At 32.8% G+C, this 17708-nt stretch carries 21 protein-coding genes; 14 read left to right on the forward strand and 7 right to left on the reverse strand.

The genetic code is table 11. From position 1 onward, the window contains the following. The first annotated feature begins 17 nt into the window (after positions 1-17). The 7 genes from thrC to AST99_RS09880 all read left to right on the forward strand — a co-directional run bounded on the left by thrC (position 18) and on the right by AST99_RS09880 (position 5925). Positions 18-1313: a threonine synthase gene (thrC, locus tag AST99_RS09850; protein WP_057781669.1), complete on the forward strand. Its 1296-nt coding sequence runs from the start codon at positions 18-20 to the stop codon at positions 1311-1313. 218 nt (positions 1314-1531) lie between these two features. After that, complete coding sequence (gene gcvT / locus AST99_RS09855; protein ID WP_057781670.1) at positions 1532-2602, forward strand: glycine cleavage system aminomethyltransferase GcvT; 1071 nt, start codon at positions 1532-1534, stop codon at positions 2600-2602. Positions 2603-2634: 32 nt separating this feature from the next. Beyond that, positions 2635-3465, forward strand: coding sequence for a sugar nucleotide-binding protein (locus tag AST99_RS09860; protein ID WP_057781671.1), 831 nt, complete (start codon positions 2635-2637; stop codon positions 3463-3465). A gap of 55 nt (positions 3466-3520) precedes the next feature. After that, positions 3521-3814 (forward strand): 4a-hydroxytetrahydrobiopterin dehydratase, encoded by a 294-nt coding sequence (locus AST99_RS09865; protein ID WP_057781672.1) that lies wholly within the window; start codon positions 3521-3523, stop codon positions 3812-3814. 72 nt (positions 3815-3886) lie between these two features. Then, a complete protein-coding gene (locus AST99_RS09870; protein ID WP_057781673.1) occupies positions 3887-4615 on the forward strand; it encodes a YebC/PmpR family DNA-binding transcriptional regulator in 729 nt (242 codons plus the stop codon). 166 nt (positions 4616-4781) lie between these two features. After that, positions 4782-5564 (forward strand): DUF3050 domain-containing protein, encoded by a 783-nt coding sequence (locus AST99_RS09875; protein WP_057781674.1) that lies wholly within the window; start codon positions 4782-4784, stop codon positions 5562-5564. Positions 5565-5598: 34 nt separating this feature from the next. After that, positions 5599-5925 (forward strand): DMT family transporter, encoded by a 327-nt coding sequence (locus AST99_RS09880; RefSeq protein ID WP_057781675.1) that lies wholly within the window; start codon positions 5599-5601, stop codon positions 5923-5925. Here AST99_RS09880 and AST99_RS09885 read toward each other — a convergent pair. The 4 genes from AST99_RS09885 to kdsB are packed head-to-tail and all read right to left on the reverse strand — an operon-like array spanning position 5922 to position 9032. After that, a complete protein-coding gene (locus AST99_RS09885; protein ID WP_057781676.1) occupies positions 5922-6473 on the reverse strand; it encodes a 1-acyl-sn-glycerol-3-phosphate acyltransferase in 552 nt (183 codons plus the stop codon). The genes AST99_RS09880 and AST99_RS09885 overlap by 4 nt on opposite strands. A 25-nt stretch (positions 6474-6498) precedes the next feature. Continuing rightward, positions 6499-7581: an iron-containing alcohol dehydrogenase family protein gene (locus tag AST99_RS09890; RefSeq protein ID WP_057781677.1), complete on the reverse strand. Its 1083-nt coding sequence runs from the start codon at positions 7579-7581 to the stop codon at positions 6499-6501. 27 nt (positions 7582-7608) lie between these two features. Beyond that, positions 7609-8313, reverse strand: coding sequence for an HAD family hydrolase (locus tag AST99_RS09895; protein WP_057781678.1), 705 nt, complete (start codon positions 8311-8313; stop codon positions 7609-7611). Continuing rightward, on the reverse strand, positions 8304-9032 hold the full coding sequence (gene kdsB, locus AST99_RS09900) for a 3-deoxy-manno-octulosonate cytidylyltransferase (protein ID WP_057781679.1): 729 nt from the start codon (positions 9030-9032) through the stop codon (positions 8304-8306). Before kdsB ends, AST99_RS09895 begins: the two co-directional genes overlap by 10 nt. A gap of 178 nt (positions 9033-9210) precedes the next feature. Here kdsB and AST99_RS09905 point away from each other — a divergent pair, with 178 nt between their 5' ends. The 3 genes from AST99_RS09905 (at position 9211) to AST99_RS09915 (ending at position 10938) form a co-directional block, all read left to right on the forward strand. Next, positions 9211-9858, forward strand: coding sequence for a DUF937 domain-containing protein (locus AST99_RS09905; protein WP_057781680.1), 648 nt, complete (start codon positions 9211-9213; stop codon positions 9856-9858). 119 nt (positions 9859-9977) lie between these two features. Further along, positions 9978-10418, forward strand: a complete 441-nt coding sequence (locus AST99_RS09910; RefSeq protein ID WP_057781681.1) for a DUF6146 family protein — start codon at positions 9978-9980, stop codon at positions 10416-10418. A gap of 25 nt (positions 10419-10443) precedes the next feature. Continuing rightward, positions 10444-10938, forward strand: coding sequence for a DUF6787 family protein (locus AST99_RS09915; protein ID WP_057781682.1), 495 nt, complete (start codon positions 10444-10446; stop codon positions 10936-10938). 56 nt (positions 10939-10994) lie between these two features. Here AST99_RS09915 and AST99_RS09920 read toward each other — a convergent pair whose 3' ends face one another. Both AST99_RS09920 and folE read right to left on the reverse strand, forming a co-directional pair. Beyond that, positions 10995-11306, reverse strand: a complete 312-nt coding sequence (locus AST99_RS09920; protein ID WP_057781683.1) for a hypothetical protein — start codon at positions 11304-11306, stop codon at positions 10995-10997. A gap of 56 nt (positions 11307-11362) precedes the next feature. After that, positions 11363-11959 (reverse strand): GTP cyclohydrolase I FolE, encoded by a 597-nt coding sequence (gene folE, locus AST99_RS09925; protein WP_057781684.1) that lies wholly within the window; start codon positions 11957-11959, stop codon positions 11363-11365. A 295-nt stretch (positions 11960-12254) separates the two neighbouring features. On the opposite strand from folE, the gene AST99_RS09930 reads away from it, so the two are divergent. Genes AST99_RS09930 through AST99_RS09945 form a run of 4 tightly spaced genes read left to right on the forward strand, consistent with a single transcriptional unit; the run spans position 12255 to position 15796 of the window. Continuing rightward, a complete protein-coding gene (locus AST99_RS09930) occupies positions 12255-12917 on the forward strand; it encodes an ABC transporter ATP-binding protein (RefSeq protein WP_057781685.1) in 663 nt (220 codons plus the stop codon). After that, complete coding sequence (locus tag AST99_RS09935; protein ID WP_057781686.1) at positions 12898-13479, forward strand: CPBP family intramembrane glutamic endopeptidase; 582 nt, start codon at positions 12898-12900, stop codon at positions 13477-13479. The genes AST99_RS09930 and AST99_RS09935 overlap by 20 nt, the downstream gene beginning before the upstream one ends. Continuing rightward, positions 13479-14243 (forward strand): TIGR02757 family protein, encoded by a 765-nt coding sequence (locus AST99_RS09940; protein ID WP_057781687.1) that lies wholly within the window; start codon positions 13479-13481, stop codon positions 14241-14243. Before AST99_RS09935 ends, AST99_RS09940 begins: the two co-directional genes overlap by 1 nt. Before the next feature lie 56 nt (positions 14244-14299). Next, positions 14300-15796 (forward strand): S10 family peptidase, encoded by a 1497-nt coding sequence (locus tag AST99_RS09945; RefSeq protein WP_057781688.1) that lies wholly within the window; start codon positions 14300-14302, stop codon positions 15794-15796. 308 nt (positions 15797-16104) lie between these two features. Here the strand turns inward: AST99_RS09945 and rny are convergent, their stop codons facing one another. Further along, a complete protein-coding gene (rny, locus tag AST99_RS09950; protein ID WP_057781689.1) occupies positions 16105-17679 on the reverse strand; it encodes a ribonuclease Y in 1575 nt (524 codons plus the stop codon). Positions 17680-17708: the final 29 nt, after the last annotated feature.

Consider the following 17708-nt stretch of genomic DNA (forward strand, 5'->3'; position numbering starts at 1 on the left):
AGACAAAAACAAACGCTATGAATTTTTTTAGTTTAAACAAAGAAGCTCCGGATACTACATTTAAAGATGCTGTAATCAGAGGGCTTGCACCAGACCGAGGTTTATATTTCCCAGAAAAGATAACTCCTCTGTCTGAAGATTTTTTTAAGAATATTGATAATTTATCACATGCTGAAATTGCTTTTGAAGCCATCAAACAATTTGTGTCTCCAGAAATTCCAGAAGATGAATTAAAAACTATTGTTGAAGAAACGTTATCCTTCGATTTCCCTATAGTAGAACTAAATAAAAACATATCGTTTTTAGAGCTTTTCCATGGTCCAACTATGGCTTTTAAAGATGTTGGTGCACGTTTTATGGCACGTTGTTTAGGACATTTTTCTAAAGACGCTAAACAAGATGTTACTGTTTTAGTTGCCACTTCAGGTGATACCGGAGGTGCAGTTGCTAATGGTTTTTTAGGTGTTGAAGGTGTAAAAGTCGTTATTCTTTACCCGAGCGGAAAAGTGAGCGATATTCAAGAAAAACAATTAACTACACTAAAAAAGAACATTACTGCTTTAGAAGTTAATGGCACGTTCGACGATTGTCAGGATATGGTAAAACAAGCCTTTTTAGATGCCGAATTAACAGATCACATGAAGTTAACTTCTGCTAATTCTATTAACGTTGCGCGTTGGTTACCTCAATTGTTCTATTTTATGTTTGCTTATAAACAGCTTCATAACAAATACGATAACCTTGTGTTTTCTATTCCTAGCGGAAACTTCGGAAATGTTTGTGCTGGTATGATGGCTCAACAACTTGGTTTACCTATTACACACTATATCGCATCTAACAACGAAAACAACGTAGTTACAAGATATCTTGAATCTGAACATTACGATGTAAAACCATCAATACAAACCATTTCTAACGCTATGGATGTAGGTAATCCAAGTAACTTTGTTAGAATTCAAGAAATCTATAAAAATGATTTCAGTTTACTAAAAGAAAATTTATCGTCTTACAGTTTCACAGATGAAGAAACGAAAGTCGCGATGAAAGAAATTTATAACGACTATAGTTATGTTGCAGATCCGCATGGTGCTGTTGGGTATTTAGGAGCTAAAAACTATGTAGAATCGCATCCAGAAGCACATTGTGTATGTTTAGAAACAGCACATCCAACTAAATTTTTAGATGTTGTAGGCGAAGTAATCAAAGAAAATATAGAGTTACCTGCTCAAATTTTAGCCGTCATGGATAAAAAGAAAAAATCTATAAAAATTAGTACATATAATGACTTAAAAACATATCTATTAAATCGTTAAGCTTACCCTATTTTAAATTACAAAAAGGTCATAAAATTATATTTATGGCCTTTTGTAGTTTTAAAAACTAGCCGTTAATAAACCATAATTACCAAACCATACAATTTAGGTGCTTCTTTAAGGTATATCCGACTTCTATTTAACCTTATTTTATAAACAGCAGTTCCTTGTAAACAGATTAAATTCTCTATTTTTGCGCCATATTCAATACAATCTAAATGAAAAATACAGCTTTAACAACAACTCATGAAGCCCTTGGTGCTAAAATGGTTCCTTTTGCAGGTTACAATATGCCTGTGCAATACGATGGTGTAAATATAGAACACGAAACAGTAAGACAAGCTGTTGGTGTGTTTGATGTAAGTCATATGGGAGAATTCTTAATTGAAGGTCCAAATGCCTTAGCGCTTATTCAGAAAGTAAGTAGTAACGATGCTACAAAACTAACTATTGGGAAAGCACAATACAGCTATTTACCAAACGATAATGGTGGTGTTGTAGATGATTTAATTATTTACAAAATCAAGGAAGAGACCTATTTATTAGTTGTTAATGCAAGTAATATTGAAAAGGATTGGAATTGGATAACCTCTAAAAATGATGTAGGTGCCATTATGCGCGATTTAAGTGAAGACTATTCTTTGCTTGCCATTCAAGGTCCAAAAGCAATAGAAGCTATGCAACCACTTACTAGTCATGACCTCTCGGCTATTAAATTTTACAATTTTGAAGTTGGAGATTTTGCAGGTATAGAAAATGTTATTATCTCGGCAACTGGTTATACAGGAAGTGGCGGATTTGAAATTTACTGTAAAAATAGTGAGGCTAAACAAATCTGGGATAAAGTTGTAGAAGCTGGTGCAAAACCAATTGGCTTAGCTGCAAGAGATACTTTACGTTTAGAAATGGGATATTGTTTATATGGTAACGATATAGATGATACAACCTCTCCATTAGAAGCTGGTTTAGGATGGGTTACAAAATTCACAAAAACATTTACAAACTCTGAAGCCTTACAAGCAGAAAAAACAAACGGCTTAACAAATAAATTAGTTGCTTTTACTTTAGACGAGCGTGGTATTCCACGTCACGGTTATGATATTGTAGATGCAGACGGACAAAAAATAGGCGTTGTTACCTCTGGTACCATGTCTCCTTCTTTAGGAATTGGTATTGGTTTGGGTTACGTGCCTAAAGATTTTGCTGCGGTAGACGGTAAAATACATATTCAAATTCGTAAAAAAGCAATTCCAGCAACTGTAGTAAAATTACCATTCTACAAAGGATAAAAGCGTACAAAACTTCTTAGGAAGCAGATAGCATGAAGGAGCAAAGAAGTAAACATAGAATCTTAATTTTAGGAGCAAGCGGCTTTATTGGCAATGCCATTTATAAAGAGCTTTGCTCCTATTTTAATACGTTTGGTACTTATAACACTGCACGACGAGAATTTGAAGAGAATCATCAATTTTTTCAATATAACGTTGAAGAAGATGATGTCTTTGAGATTCTGGAAGCTATTCGTCCTACCATCATAATTTCAGCTTTACGCGGCGATTTTTCAGCTCAAGTTATTGCTCATAATCATTTGGCAGAATATATTATAGCCACAGATGCTAGACTCTTTTTTATATCATCAGCAAATGTATTCGATGCTTATAGTCAGTTTCCGAGTTACGAATTAGATAAAACTTTAAGTCACAGTATTTATGGGCATTTCAAAATAAAAATTGAAAACATGCTGATGCGCTTACCTAAAAAGCAAGTCGCTATACTAAGACTACCTATGGTTTTTGGAACTCAATCTCCCCGAATAAAAGAAATAAAACAACATTTACACGATAAAACCCCCATAGAAGTTTTTCCTAATTTAATAATGAATGTTACTACAGATTCTAAAATCACACAGCAAATTCATTATTTAATTAATAGAAATAAATATGGGATTTTTCATTTAGGCAGTACAGATTTAGTCCATCATGACGAGTTTACAGCAGAAATCATTTCATCTATAGGCCTTTACAACCCTGTTTTTAAGCAAGTATATACTACGAATAGTGATAGATATTTAGCCGTTTTACCAAAAGAAAATCTATTACCCAAACACTTACGCATTGTTAGTAAACAAATCTTAACAGAATTAGAAGTGTAATTGATTTTAAGTTTAAAAATCACTATTTTTAATAGCACAAAAAAAGAAATTAATTATGAGCAAATTATCAGAACACGATATTGAAAAACGTTTATTACAATTTCCAGAATGGGAATATTATGAAGATGCATTACATGCCGAATTTGAATTTGATAACTTTAAAGATTGCTTTAGTGCCATGAGCAGAATCGCTTTCGATTGTGAAGCCTTAAATCATCATCCAGAATGGACAAATGTGTACAATGTACTTACCATTACACTAACAACACATAGCGAAAAAGGAGTTACAGATAAAGATTTTAAATTGGCTGAAGCGATTGAAGCTATTGTAGAACCAGAAGAAGATTAAACATAACACAGTTGGCATAATTTTTTATAAATTTGCAGCCAACTTTATAAAAAATTAAAATACACATAAGACATGGGAAGAGCTTTTGAATTTCGTAAAGCACGCAAAATGAAACGTTGGTCTGCCATGAGTAAAGCTTTTACTCGTATTGGTAAAGACATTGTAATGGCTGTAAAAGAAGGTGGTCCTGATCCCGATAGCAACTCTAGGTTAAGAGCCGTAATACAGAATGCTAAGGCCGTTAACATGCCTAAAGACAATGTAGAACGTGCCATTAAACGCGCTAGCGACAAAAGTTTAGGTGACTATAAAGAAGTTATTTTTGAAGGTTACGCCCCTCATGGTATTGCTATTTTAGTTGAAACCGCTACAGATAATAATACACGTACTGTTGCAAACGTACGTAGTTATTTTAATAAATGCGATGGTAGTTTAGGAACATCAGGTTCTGTGGTTTTTATGTTCGACCATACATGTAATTTTAGAATTGCAGGCGAAGGTTTAGATCCTGAAGAATTAGAATTAGAATTAATCGATTTTGGAGCAGAAGAAGTTTTTGCAGACGATGACGGTATTTTAATTTACGCCCCTTTTGAAAGCTTTGGAGCCATTCAATCTGAATTAGAATCTAGAGGTATAGAAATATTATCTTCAGGTTTTGAACGTATTCCTCAAGTTACCAAAGAACTATCTGCTGAAGAAGCTGCAGATGTAGAGAAATTATTAGAAAAAATTGAAGAAGATGACGATGTGCAAAACGTGTACCACACCATGCAAGAGTCTTCTGAAGAAGAGGAATAACCCTCTCAAAATTATACTAGAAAAGAGGACTTTAGGTCCTCTTTTTTATTCACTTTATCTCTAATATCTATACTCCTATCGAATTAAGGATTTAAAGACATAAATAAGTGAGAACGGTTTTGTAAATTTGACTTCCTAAAAAATTATTCATTTATCTAACTACCATATGCCTTATATCAAGCGTATAGAATCAGAATTATCGCTATTACAACACGATCTTCGTCACCATAAACTATATAATATACTTAAGACAACAGAAGATGTAAAGCTCTTTATGGAGAACCACGTATACACCACTTGGGATTTTATGTCGTTGCTTAAAACCTTACAATTACAATTTACCACCTATAAATTACCATGGGTTCCGAATAAGAATCCTGAGATTTTTAAGTTTATAAATGAAATTGTTGCTTCAGAAGAAAGTGATGTTAATGAATTGGGAGAGATTAAGAGCCATTTTGAAATGTACGTAGATTGTATGGTACAAATTGGAGCAAACACCACATTAATAACCACTTTTGTAGAACTTATAGAAAATAATATTGAGGTGTCTAAAGCGGCAAACTTGGTATATATTCCTGAGTTTATAAAAGATTTTATCGAGTTTACATTCAATATCATCAAAACAGAAAAACCACATTTAATGGCATCTGTCTTTATTTTTGGTAGAGAAGATATTATCTCTGAAAAAGTATTAAATGTAATAAGTAACTTAGAAACCGATAAAACACCGTGTACTAAACTGTCTTATTTATTAAACAGATATTTGTTTTTAAAGCAAGAAGATCAGCGTGCGTTATCTTATAAAATGCTAACCGAATTATGTGGCGATGATTCCGAAAAATGGGAAGACGTTTTAGGAGTAGCCAAAGAAGCTTTAAAACATCGTAAAATTCTTTGGGATAACATTTACAACATTATTCTTGCCAGTAAAGAAGATCGTGCTTAATATTATTAATTGATATAAATAAACTGTTTAAAAATTGAATTGGATACTACTAATTATTGCGGGCCTATTTGAAGTTGGTTTTGCTGCCTGTTTAGGTAAAGCAAAATATGCTGAAGGCCAAATAGCGACATATTGGTATATTGGTTTTTTAATTTGCTTAACCTGTAGTATGGTGCTTTTAGTAAAAGCAACAGACACATTACCTATAGGAACAGCCTATGCGGTGTGGACTGGAATAGGTGCCGTTGGAACCGTTTTAGTGGGAATTTTTATCTTTAAAGAACCCGCAGATTTTTGGCGTATATTCTTTATATCGACCTTAATTTTATCTATTATCGGACTCAAGTTTGTGTCGCATTAATCCTTTTGGAAACTGTATTCTGGAACTTTCCCCACCACATCTTTAAAAAAGGCATGCATAAATTTAAAATCGGCTTCCATATCATCTGTTGGATAAAATGGTTCTGATATAACATTCTGTTTTTTACCAAAATCAAAAGTTACCATCACTATAGGTACATTTGCTTCTTTAGCAATATAATAAAACCCAGACTTCCATTCGGTTACTTTTTTTCGTGTGCCTTCTGGCGCTAAACTTAGCCGAAGCTCATCATGCGTTTCAAACATTTTAGCAATAGATTGCACTTTATTCTGTCCTGGAGTTCTATCTAATTCAACACCTCCAACTTGTTTAAGATACCACCCTAAAACACCTTTAAATAATTCTTTTTTTCCTATAAAATTAATAGGAGTATGCTTTATTCTTCTTAGTAATAAACCAATGTAGAAGTCGTGCCAACTGGTATGTGGCACAGCAATAATCATATACTTCTTTAAATCGGCTGGAAAGTCACCTATAACCTTCCATTTCATCAGTTTATAATAAATAAACTTATATAGCGATGTCATCATATTATGTCTAATTCAAAAAAAATTACATTAATTCGTACATGCTACGTAACTTTTCTCTTGTTATGGTTTTGTTCCAATTATTTCCCAACGCATTTTCCCAAAGCGGTACCATGCCTAGAGCAACATCAATCATAGTATTAAATTCTTTATCGCTTAAATCTTTACAAAGTCCTTGTGGCAATTCTATATTATGTTTAGCCTTCATCGCTTTAAAAAGAGCTACACCTTCAGGATAGAACTCCTCTAAATGATCGAAAACAATACAATTACCAAGACCATGTTTTGTCCCTAATAAATAAGACAAACCATAACTCATGGCATGTGCTACACCTACTTGTGAATAAGCAATACTCATACCACCGTGCCAAGACGCCATCATTAATTTATCTTCGGCTTCTTTTTTATCAATAGTATCGCTTAAGAAAATCTCTTTACACAACTCTAAGGCTTTCTCTCCATAGCTTTGGCTAAACGCGTTTAGATAGGTACCAGTTAAAGATTCTATACAATGAATATAACAATCCATTCCCGTGTAAAACCATTGCTGTGTTGGTACATCTTGAATTAATTCTGGATCTAAAAGCACCTGATCGAAAGGCGTATAATCTGAATTTATTCCAAGCTTTTTTTCTGGACCAGTAAGTACAGTTGTTCTAGACACTTCTGCTCCAGTTCCAGATATCGTTGGAATACCAACATGATATATTGCAGGACTTTTAACTAAATCCCATCCTTGATAAGCACTTGTTTCCCCTTCGTTAGTTAACATGATGGATACCGCTTTTGCTAAATCTAAAAGTGTACCGCCACCAATACCAATAATACCCGAAGGTCTGTCTTTAAATTTTAATATAATATGTTCAACTAAAGCATCAACTTGAGAAGTTTTAGGTTCTTCTGCTGCCGAAATAAATATAATTTCGTCTTCGTAAGCTAATGGTATTCTTGATGTTAATTTTTCATTGCCTTGAAAGACTTCATCGACTAAAAATATAAATGGAGCATTTACATTTAAGCGTTTAAGCAGTAAAATTTCTTCTAATTGATTAAAACTACCTCGTCCAAATACAACTTTAGACACCATCGGAAAATTCTTAAAATTCATTCTGTCTTGAATAACGTATGTTATAACTTATTTTAAAACCTCTAACAAATCTGTTAATGCCTGAATTGTTTTGTAGGTTTTGCCATTTTTATCTTGTTCTGTGACTTGTTCATGCACCCATGTGGTATGGAATGGTACATGAATAGCTTGTGCGTTTATGTGTATTAATGGAAGAACATCTGATTTTAAAGAATTCCCTACCATTAAAAATTCTGCTGGATTGATTTTTAAATGATTCAATAAATTAGAATAGTTTTCTTCTTTTTTATCGCTTACCACTTCTATATGATGAAAGTAATCTAACAATCCTGATTGTTTTAATTTGCGTTCCTGATCTAATAAATCGCCTTTAGTAATTACAATTAAACGGTATTGTTCTGAAAGTGTTTTTAAAACCTTTTCTACACCATCTAATAATTCTACAGGTTTATTAATCATCTCTTTACCAATCTCTAAAATGGACTGTATTGTGGCATTAGAGACGGTATTATTAGATAATTCTAAAGCCATTTCAACCATAGACAATACAAAACCTTTAATACCATATCCGTAAATAGGAAGGTTTTGAAGTTCCATTTTAAACAACTCCTGATCTATTTTATTTTTAGTTTCAAATTGAGATAAGAGTTTACCAAATGCTTCTTCGGCATCTCTAAAATAGGTTTCATTAACCCAAAGTGTATCATCGGCATCAAAACCTATAACTTTTATGTTACTGTAATCTATTTCCATAATTTCTTAGCACGTTCTAGATCTTCTGGGGTGTCTATTTCTACACCTTGTACATCTGTTTCAACCATTTTTATTCGTTTTCCGTATTCCAAATAACGAATGCATTCTATTTTTTCTGAAGCTTCCAATGGTTTCATTGGTAACGTATAAAAATCTAATATGGCATCTTTTCTAAACGCATAAACTCCTTTGTGTTTATAATATTTTACAGCTATATTAGTATCCCGAGGATATGGGATTGGACTTCTAGAAAAATACAGTGCAAAGTTGAAATTATCGACTATAACTTTTACTGTATTCGGATTATTAATTTCGTCTGCTTCGGTAATGTGTACCATTAATGATGCCAAATCGATCTGTTTCTCATCATCATCTTTAAATACGTCTATTAATTTTCCTAAAGATTCTACATCTGTAAAGGGTTCGTCTCCTTGAACATTAACAACAATATCGACATCTAAAGAAGCTACTGCTTCTGCAATTCTATCACTTCCACATTCATGTTCCTTAATACTCATCATGGCTTTACCTCCATTATTTACAATCTCATTGTAAATAATATCGCTATCTGTTACCACTATAACATCGTCGAATAATTTGGTTGCTACAGTCGCTTCATACGTACGGCGTATAACTGTTTTACCACCTAAATCTTGCATTAATTTTCCCGGAAATCGAGACGCACTATAACGTGCAGGAATCATTGAAATTATTTTCATATATAAAAACTAAATCTTGTTCAAAAATAGGACTTTTATAATACATTTTAGGTGTCGTAGTTGCTAATCTTTAATTCACTTTTAAAATAAATTTTTACAACTTTAATATTATTTGAGTAGGTTTATAATACATATTTCATTTTTTTGTACCTTGAAATATTAATTTTAAACAAAAAACATGTCTGGTATTTTAGATTTATTAAATAGTGACTTAGGAAAAAGCGTTGTAAGCGGACTTGCAAACCAATCAGGACAAGACTCAAGTAAAACAAGTGATTTACTTACAATGGCGTTACCTTTATTAACGCAAGCAATGACAAAAAACGCACAAGCTTCTCCAGAAGGTGCAGAAGGGTTATTAAACGCTCTTAGCGGAAGTAAACACGACGGAAGTATTTTAAATAATTTAGACGGCTTCTTTAATGGCGGTGTAGATGAAGCAGAAGTTGAAGATGGTAAGAATATTTTAAACCATGTTTTAGGAAGTAAACAACAAAATGTAGAATTAGCTTTAAGCCAAAAGACAGGAATAGATGCAAGTTCTGTATCTCAGATTTTAAAAATGGCAACTCCTATTTTAATGAGTTATTTAGGAAAACAACAACGAGAAAATAATGTATCGAGCACTTCTGATTTAAGCGGAATGCTAGGTGGTTTATTTCAAGGAAACTCTGCTGAAGGCGAACAAAATTTCCTTACAAGTATTCTAGACGCAGATGGCGATGGTAGTATTGTTGATGATGTTGCTGGTATGTTTTTAGACTCTAAAGGTTCTAAATCTAGCTCTGGTGGTATTGGAGATGTGTTAGGTGGTTTTTTAAAATAATCTCCCTATAACTTTACAACAAAATATAAACCAAGCCTTAGAGCTTGGTTTTTTTATAACCACTCTATTTTTTTTAAACGAACTAAATATTGTATATTGAGTATAGACTTATTTCTTATATGAAAACTATATTTTACATCCTTCTTATTACTTTATGTTGTATTGGTTGCAATGCTGGTAAAACAAATTTGAAGACTTCTGGTACCAACAAAGCGGTTAATGTAACTGAAAACGACACCATACGTATAGAAAATGATAGTTTAGAATATGAAATTATAATTATAGAACCTGGTTTTAATGCTTGGCTTAATAGTACTGCAAAACCAGAAGGCTATTACTCCCAACAATATTTAGAATCTAGAAATTACATTTTAGTAACAGAATGGAATATTAGAGTTTCCAATCCGCAACGTTATGACCCTAATTTATACGAGTTATCTATAGACTATAGGCCAAATATAGATTATGGTTACGAGGTGAATTATAAAATGTATAACTACTTTGTCTATTTTCAATTAAAATACAATCAAAAATTGTCTGGTTTTGTTCCTAGAAATTAATATATATTTGCAGCTGTAAATATTTATGGAAAAATTTAAACAACATTGGGAGATTACTAAAAATTGGCAATTCTTATTTCCAGTTTTAGGATTTCTAATACTTATTTATAGCGCCTTTAAAATAGGCCGTGCAATAATAGGCACACAAAACAGTATCCTGCTTATTTTATCTACTGCAATCTTTGCGTTTTTACTTTTAAAATTCTTTATGTTTCTATTTAAAAAATTAGAAGATAAATGGGTTTTAGAACATCGATGGGAAATGATTCGTGTGTTTATGGTATTTGCTGTTACAGGATCTTCTTCCCTATTTGTGGGACGCCCAATTATTAAATGGCTTGGGATTACTAAAGATAATTTAAGTCCGTTTTTATATTGGACATTATATATTCTTGTGGGTATAATTTTTTACCAGATTCTTTTAGTGTTCTTTGGCTGGCTCTTCGGTCAGTTTGAATTTTTCTGGAAGTTTGAAAAGAAAATGTTACGCCGTTTTGGATTAAAGCGCTTTGTAGATTAACACCTATAAATTATTATAATATATAAATACCACCAAGTGGTATAAAAAAAAGTCTCTTAAATAAGAGACTTTTTTGATTTTAATTGTTTGTTTTCAGATGAATTAGTACTGAAAACATATGTATAGAACCACATTAATGTGAATGTTGGTATAATATCTAATCCAGGCATGGCTTCTTCTAAAAATGAAATCCCAGCAGCTATTTTACCTTGCTGACCTTTGTAGAGTTTTGTCATAATATAAGCTGAGGCTGGTGCCCAAATAATATCTGAGAATTCTCCTATTCCTGGCACAACAAAACTAATATACCCCACGGCATCTAAAAGGACACATAAGGCTAGTTTTTTATAATTTTTGGTTTTTGGCATATTACTATTTTAAGATTATATAATATACTCATTGCAAGAAACATACCAAAATTATATTAAGATAAATCTTGACTTATCAATTTTAAAAATTCGTTTCTGGTTTCAATCTTTTCAAACTGCCCTCTAAAACCCGAAGTTGTGGTTACCGAATTTTGTTTTTGTACGCCACGCATCATCATACACATATGGCTAGCTTCAATCACTACAGCCACACCTTGCGGTTTAAGTGTATCGTTTATACAATCTAAAATTTGTTTTGTTAATCGTTCCTGAACTTGTAATCGTCTTGCAAAAACATCTACAATTCGTGGTAATTTACTTAATCCAACAATATGTCCGTTAGGGATATAAGCAATATGAGCTTTTCCAAAAAAAGGCAACATATGGTGCTCACAAAGCGAGTACAATTCAATATTCTTAACAATAACCATTTCATTATAAGACTCTTCAAACATTGCGCCTTTTAAAATTTCGGCTGCATCTAAATCATAGCCTTGTGTTAAAAATTGCATGGCTTTAGACGCGCGTTCTGGTGTTTTTTGTAAGCCTTCTCGCGTTACATCTTCTCCTATATTATCTATAATGTGTTTGTATTGAGATTTAATCTCATCGGTAATTTCAATATTGTATTCTTCGTAATGCTTGTAAGACATAAGTCGTCTGTTTTGTTATGTTTGCAAAGATATCGATTTTAATTTATCCTTCGCACCATTCACACTATTGCTAATACATTTAAGTTCCAAATTATCACAATACATAAATGGTTGATAACATGGTTTTATTTTATAGAAAGAATCTTATAAGAGATCACGTTACTAACTATTCGGCTTGAGTTTCGAACACTATTAACCAATTATACTTTTATTTACAATCTCTTTTGAATCAAAATCTATTTAATTTTGTGAGATCACTATTAAAGTATTACTTTGTTCATCTTAATAGCAATGCATGATTCAAGCAAAAAACATTCATAAATATTACGACGATTTTCATGTTTTAAAAGGTGTAAATCTTCATATTAAAAAAGGAGAAATCGTATCTATAGTAGGAGCTTCTGGAGCAGGAAAAACCACCTTACTCCAAATATTAGGGACTTTAGATGCGCCTTCAAAAAAAGAAAATTCCGAGCTCGTAATTAATGGCATAGATATCCAAAGTTTAAAAGAAAAAGGATTAGCCAAATTTAGAAACGAACATATTGGGTTTATTTTTCAATTTCATCAATTATTACCCGAATTTACGGCATTAGAAAATGTCTGTATTCCCGCTTACATAAAAGGTGTAAAACCAGGCGAAGCAGAGCCTCGTGCCAAAGAATTACTAGATTTTTTAGGATTATCGCATCGTTACCACCACAAACCTAACGAGCTTTCTGGAGGAGAACAACAGCGTGTTGCTGTTGCTCGTGCGTTAATAAATAATCCAAGTTTAATTTTTGCCGACGAGCCTTCTGGAAATTTAGATAGTGAGTCTGCAGAACAATTACACAGTTTATTTTTTAAACTACGCGAGCAATTCGGACAAACATTTGTTATAGTTACGCACAATGAAGAATTAGCCAACTTGGCCGACAGAAAATTAGTTATGGTAGATGGAAATATTACAATCTAAAATAGAAACTTATGGTGCCATTTTAAAACAGTACCTGAAGTTTATTAAACACCCCGAATTAAAGGAAGACAAAACTTTATTTGAGGGATACTCAAAAATTAATGTTTTTGTTACGGCTTTAATTGTCGCTTTTGTTTTAAATATTGGTTTTACCATTTTATTTTCAATTATTGAAGCCTTTGGCCTTGTTAATTTTGACGATCATGCTTCTGCACAATTATTTGAAGATTATCCGTATTACGTTGTCGTCTTGTTAGGTGTAGTCCTCGCTCCTATTTTAGAAGAATTGTTTTTTAGAGGTCCGCTAACACTATTCAAAACGAAGCATTATATATACGTATTTTACTTTTTTACTCTAGCTTTTGGATTTGTACATATCACTAATTTTGAAATCACTAGAAATGTATTACTATTATCTCCAATTCTTGTGGCGCCACAAATTATAATTGGCCTATTTTTAGGTGTGATAAGACTGCAATATGGACTAGGCTATTCCATGCTATTTCATGCAATTTATAATGGTATATTAATTATTCCAGCCATATTTTTCCTTCCTGAATAATGACAAAAAACGAATTAAAAGACTTCTTAGACGCTAAGGTAATTGAATACAATAACCCTAAATTTAATGAGAGTGATCCAATTCAAATTCCGCATACCTTTACATTAAAAGAAGACATTGAAATATCCGGATTTTTAACGGCTACAATCTCTTGGGGTAATAGAAAGAGTATCATTAAAAATGCTACACATATGATGGCATTACTAGATCAAGCTCCTTATGATTTTGTAATGAATCATTCAGAAAAAGATTTAGAAACTTTAAAATCATTTGTACATAGAACTTTTAATGGTGATGATTTAGCACAGTTTATCGTCAGTCTGAAACATATTTACACCCAACATAATGGTTTAGAGGCTCTTTTTACAACACATGCTGTTACAGATTCTTTGCAACCTGCTATTCATCAATTTAAACAGGTGTTTTTTGAAAATGAACATTTACAACGTACTCAAAAACACATTAGCGATCCTAATAAAAATTCGGCCGCAAAACGCATCAACATGTATTTAAGGTGGATGGTAAGAAACGATAATACGGGTGTAGATTTTGGTATTTGGGACAAATTATCGCCCTCACAACTGTCTTGCCCATTAGATGTACATTCAGGAAATGTAGCACGAAAATTAGGTTTACTAAACAGAAAACAAAACGACGGTAAAGCTTTAACGGAATTAGATGGCGCTTTACGAAAATTTGATAAAAAAGATCCTGTAAAATACGACTTTGCACTCTTTGGTTTAGGCGTATTTGAAGGCTTTTAAGCTCAGTTTTACTATATTTATCACTCTATTTTTATTCTATACTAAAAAAAAGCGCTATGAAACATTATTACACCATTCTCTTTTCCCTCTTTACCATTTGCGGCATTTCGCAATCTGTAAAAATACCTACAGATACTATGGTTGTTACCACACATACCACCACTATTAAGAACAAAAGCATTTCATACACTGCAACAACGGGAACACAGCCAGTTTGGGATAAAAAAGGGAATCCTATTGCGGCGTTATATTATACGTATTACGAACGTAATAATGTTAAAGATAAAGCCAACAGACCTTTAGTTATTTCTTTTAACGGCGGACCTGGTGCTGCATCAGTTTGGATGCACATTGCTTACACTGGACCTAAGGTTTTAAATATTGATGATGAAGGTTATCCCGTTCAACCTTATGGTGTAAAAGATAATCCAAATTCTATTTTAGATATAGCAGATATTGTTTACGTGAATCCGGTAAACACAGGATATTCTAGAATGATAGCCGATAAAGAAGGAAAACTACCAGAACGCGACACTTTTTTTGGCATTAATGCTGATATTAAATATTTAGCCGCATGGATTAATACGTTTGTAACTAGAAAAAACCGCTGGGAATCTCCTAAATATATTATTGGAGAAAGTTATGGTGGAACTCGTGTAATGGGTTTAGCTAACGAATTACAATCCAAACAATGGATGTATTTAAATGGCGTTATTATGGTATCTCCGGCAGATTATCAATTATACAGCACCGGACAACCTATTTACTCTGCTTTAAATTTACCTTATTTTGCAGCAACAGCATGGTATCATAATATGTTACCAGCAGCATTGCAACAAAAAGATTTACTAGATGTATTACCTGAAGTTGAAAATTACGCTATAAACACGCTAATGCCAGCCATTGCTAAAGGCGGATTTATTTCTGAAACTGAAAAACAAAACGTCGCTAAACAAGTGGCTTATTATTCTGGATTAACAGAAAAAGAAGTGTTGCAAAGTAATTTAGAAGTTCCAACAAAATACTTCTGGAAATCGTTATTACGTGATAAAACGGGACAAACTATTGGTCGTTTAGATTCTAGATATTTAGGAATAGACAAAACCGAAACCGGTGTTTCTCCAGATTATAATGCAGAAATTAGTTCGTGGTCACATTCCTTTACGCCTGCCATAAACTATTACATAAGAGAAGAATTAAATTTTAAAACCGATTTAAAATATAATATGTTTGGCGACGTACACCCTTGGGATCGCAGTGACAATAATGTTAGAGAAGGTTTAAGACGAGCGCTTGTACAAAACCCGTATTTGAAAGTATTGGTGCAATCTGGTTATTATGATGGTGCTACTACCTATTTTGCTGCGAAATATACTATTGGCCAAGTAGATCCGAGTGGAAAATTAAAAGACCGTTTTACTATAAAAGGTTACAGAAGCGGACATATGATGTACTTGAGAAAAGATGACTTAATTTCTGCAAATGATGATATTCGTGAGTTTATTAAGGATGCCTCTAGCAACGGAAAAGCAGCGAAATACACTAAAGAATAAGTTTTTAAATTTAGAACTTAGAATTACGAAAAACGATTGGTTACTATCTATGTAACCAATCGTTTTTATTTGAAGTAAACTCATCTGATTAAGTTTGTGGCATCATTGTATTCACACATTTAAAATGGCTGTACGCCTCAATCAATCAACTTCAGTATTTAAATGTATAGAAGTTACTGAAGGTTTATAAACTGATTTCTATCTTTTATCTATTAGAAGCATTTAATAGACGTGTTTTAACCAAAAAAAATCCAGCTGAATAGCTGGATTTTTTATAATCTATGATAAGTGATAAGTAACTCTAAATATTACTTCGCAATATTTACGGCTCTTGTTTCTCTAATAACGGTTACTTTTACCTGACCTGGATAGGTCATATCTGTTTGAATTTTTTGAGAAATGTTGAATGATAAATCAGATGCATTTTGATCTGTTACTTTTTCACTTTCAACAATTACACGTAATTCTCTACCGGCTTGAATTGCATAAGCTTTTTTAACACCTGTGAAACCGAAAGCTATATCTTCAAGATCTTTTAAACGTTGGATATAACTATCTAAAACTTGACGTCTTGCTCCTGGTCGTGCTCCTGAAATAGCATCACACACCTGAATAATTGGTGCTAATAACGATTTCATTTCAATTTCGTCGTGGTGCGCTCCAATAGCATTGATTACATCGTCTTTCTCTCCATATTTCTCTGCCCATTGCATACCTAAAATAGCATGAGGTGTTTCCATGTCTGCTTCAGCATCTGGCACTTTACCAATATCGTGTAATAATCCGGCACGTTTCGCTAATTTCGGATTTAATCCTAATTCTGCTGCCATAATTCCACAAAGTTTAGCCACTTCACGCGAGTGCTGTAGTAAGTTCTGACCGTAAGACGAACGGTATTTCATACGTCCTACCATTTTAATAAGCTCTGGGTGTAAATTATGAATTCCAAGATCGATTACTGTACGTTTTCCAACTTCAATAATTTCTTGTTCAATTTGTTTTCTGGTTTTCTTAACGATCTCTTCAATACGTGCTGGGTGAATACGACCATCGGTTACTAATTTATGTAACGATAAACGGGCGACTTCACGACGTACAGAATCAAAGCAAGATAAGATAATAGCTTCTGGCGTATCATCTACAATAATTTCTACACCTGTAGCTGCTTCAATGGCACGAATGTTTCGTCCTTCACGACCAATAATACGGCCTTTAACATCGTCACTTTCAATATTAAATACAGACACACAGTTATCTACTGCTTCTTCTGTACCAATACGCTGAATGGTATTAATTATAATCTTTCTAGCTTCTTGTTGCGCAGTAAGTTTAGATTCTTCAATAGTACTTTGAATAAAAGCTAAAGCATCGTTTTTGGCTTCACCTTTTAAAGATTCTACCAATTGCGATTTCGCTTCCTCTGCAGATAAACTAGAAATCACTTCTAATTGATCGATTTGACTTTTATGCAGGCGTTCTATCTCTTCTTGTTTTTTATCTAAGAAATCTAATCTGTAGTTATAGTCTTTTAATTTCGCGTCGTATTCTGCGTTTAGTTTTTTGTTTTTAGAAAGTTCATTAGATACTTGAGACTCTTTATCTCTAGTACGTTTTTCTGCATCAGCTATCTTTTTATCGCGACTTAAAATTACTTTTTCGTGTTCAGATTTTAGTTCAATAAACTTTTCTTTTGCTTGTAATATTTTATCTTTTTTAATGGCTTCACCATCTATATTAGCATCTTTCACGATTTTTTGTGCTTCTGCTTTCGCGTCAGATACAATTTTTGATGCATTATTCTTTTCTAAAATCCTGGCTATTATAAAGCCAATTATTACGCCTAATAGCGTGCCTCCTACAATTAATAAAATTGAGTTATCCATGGGTTCCGGTTAGTAATTATTTATATATA

This window comes from Formosa algae, from assembly GCF_001439665.1.
GTDB classification, from domain to species: Bacteria; Bacteroidota; Bacteroidia; order Flavobacteriales; family Flavobacteriaceae; genus Formosa; species Formosa algae.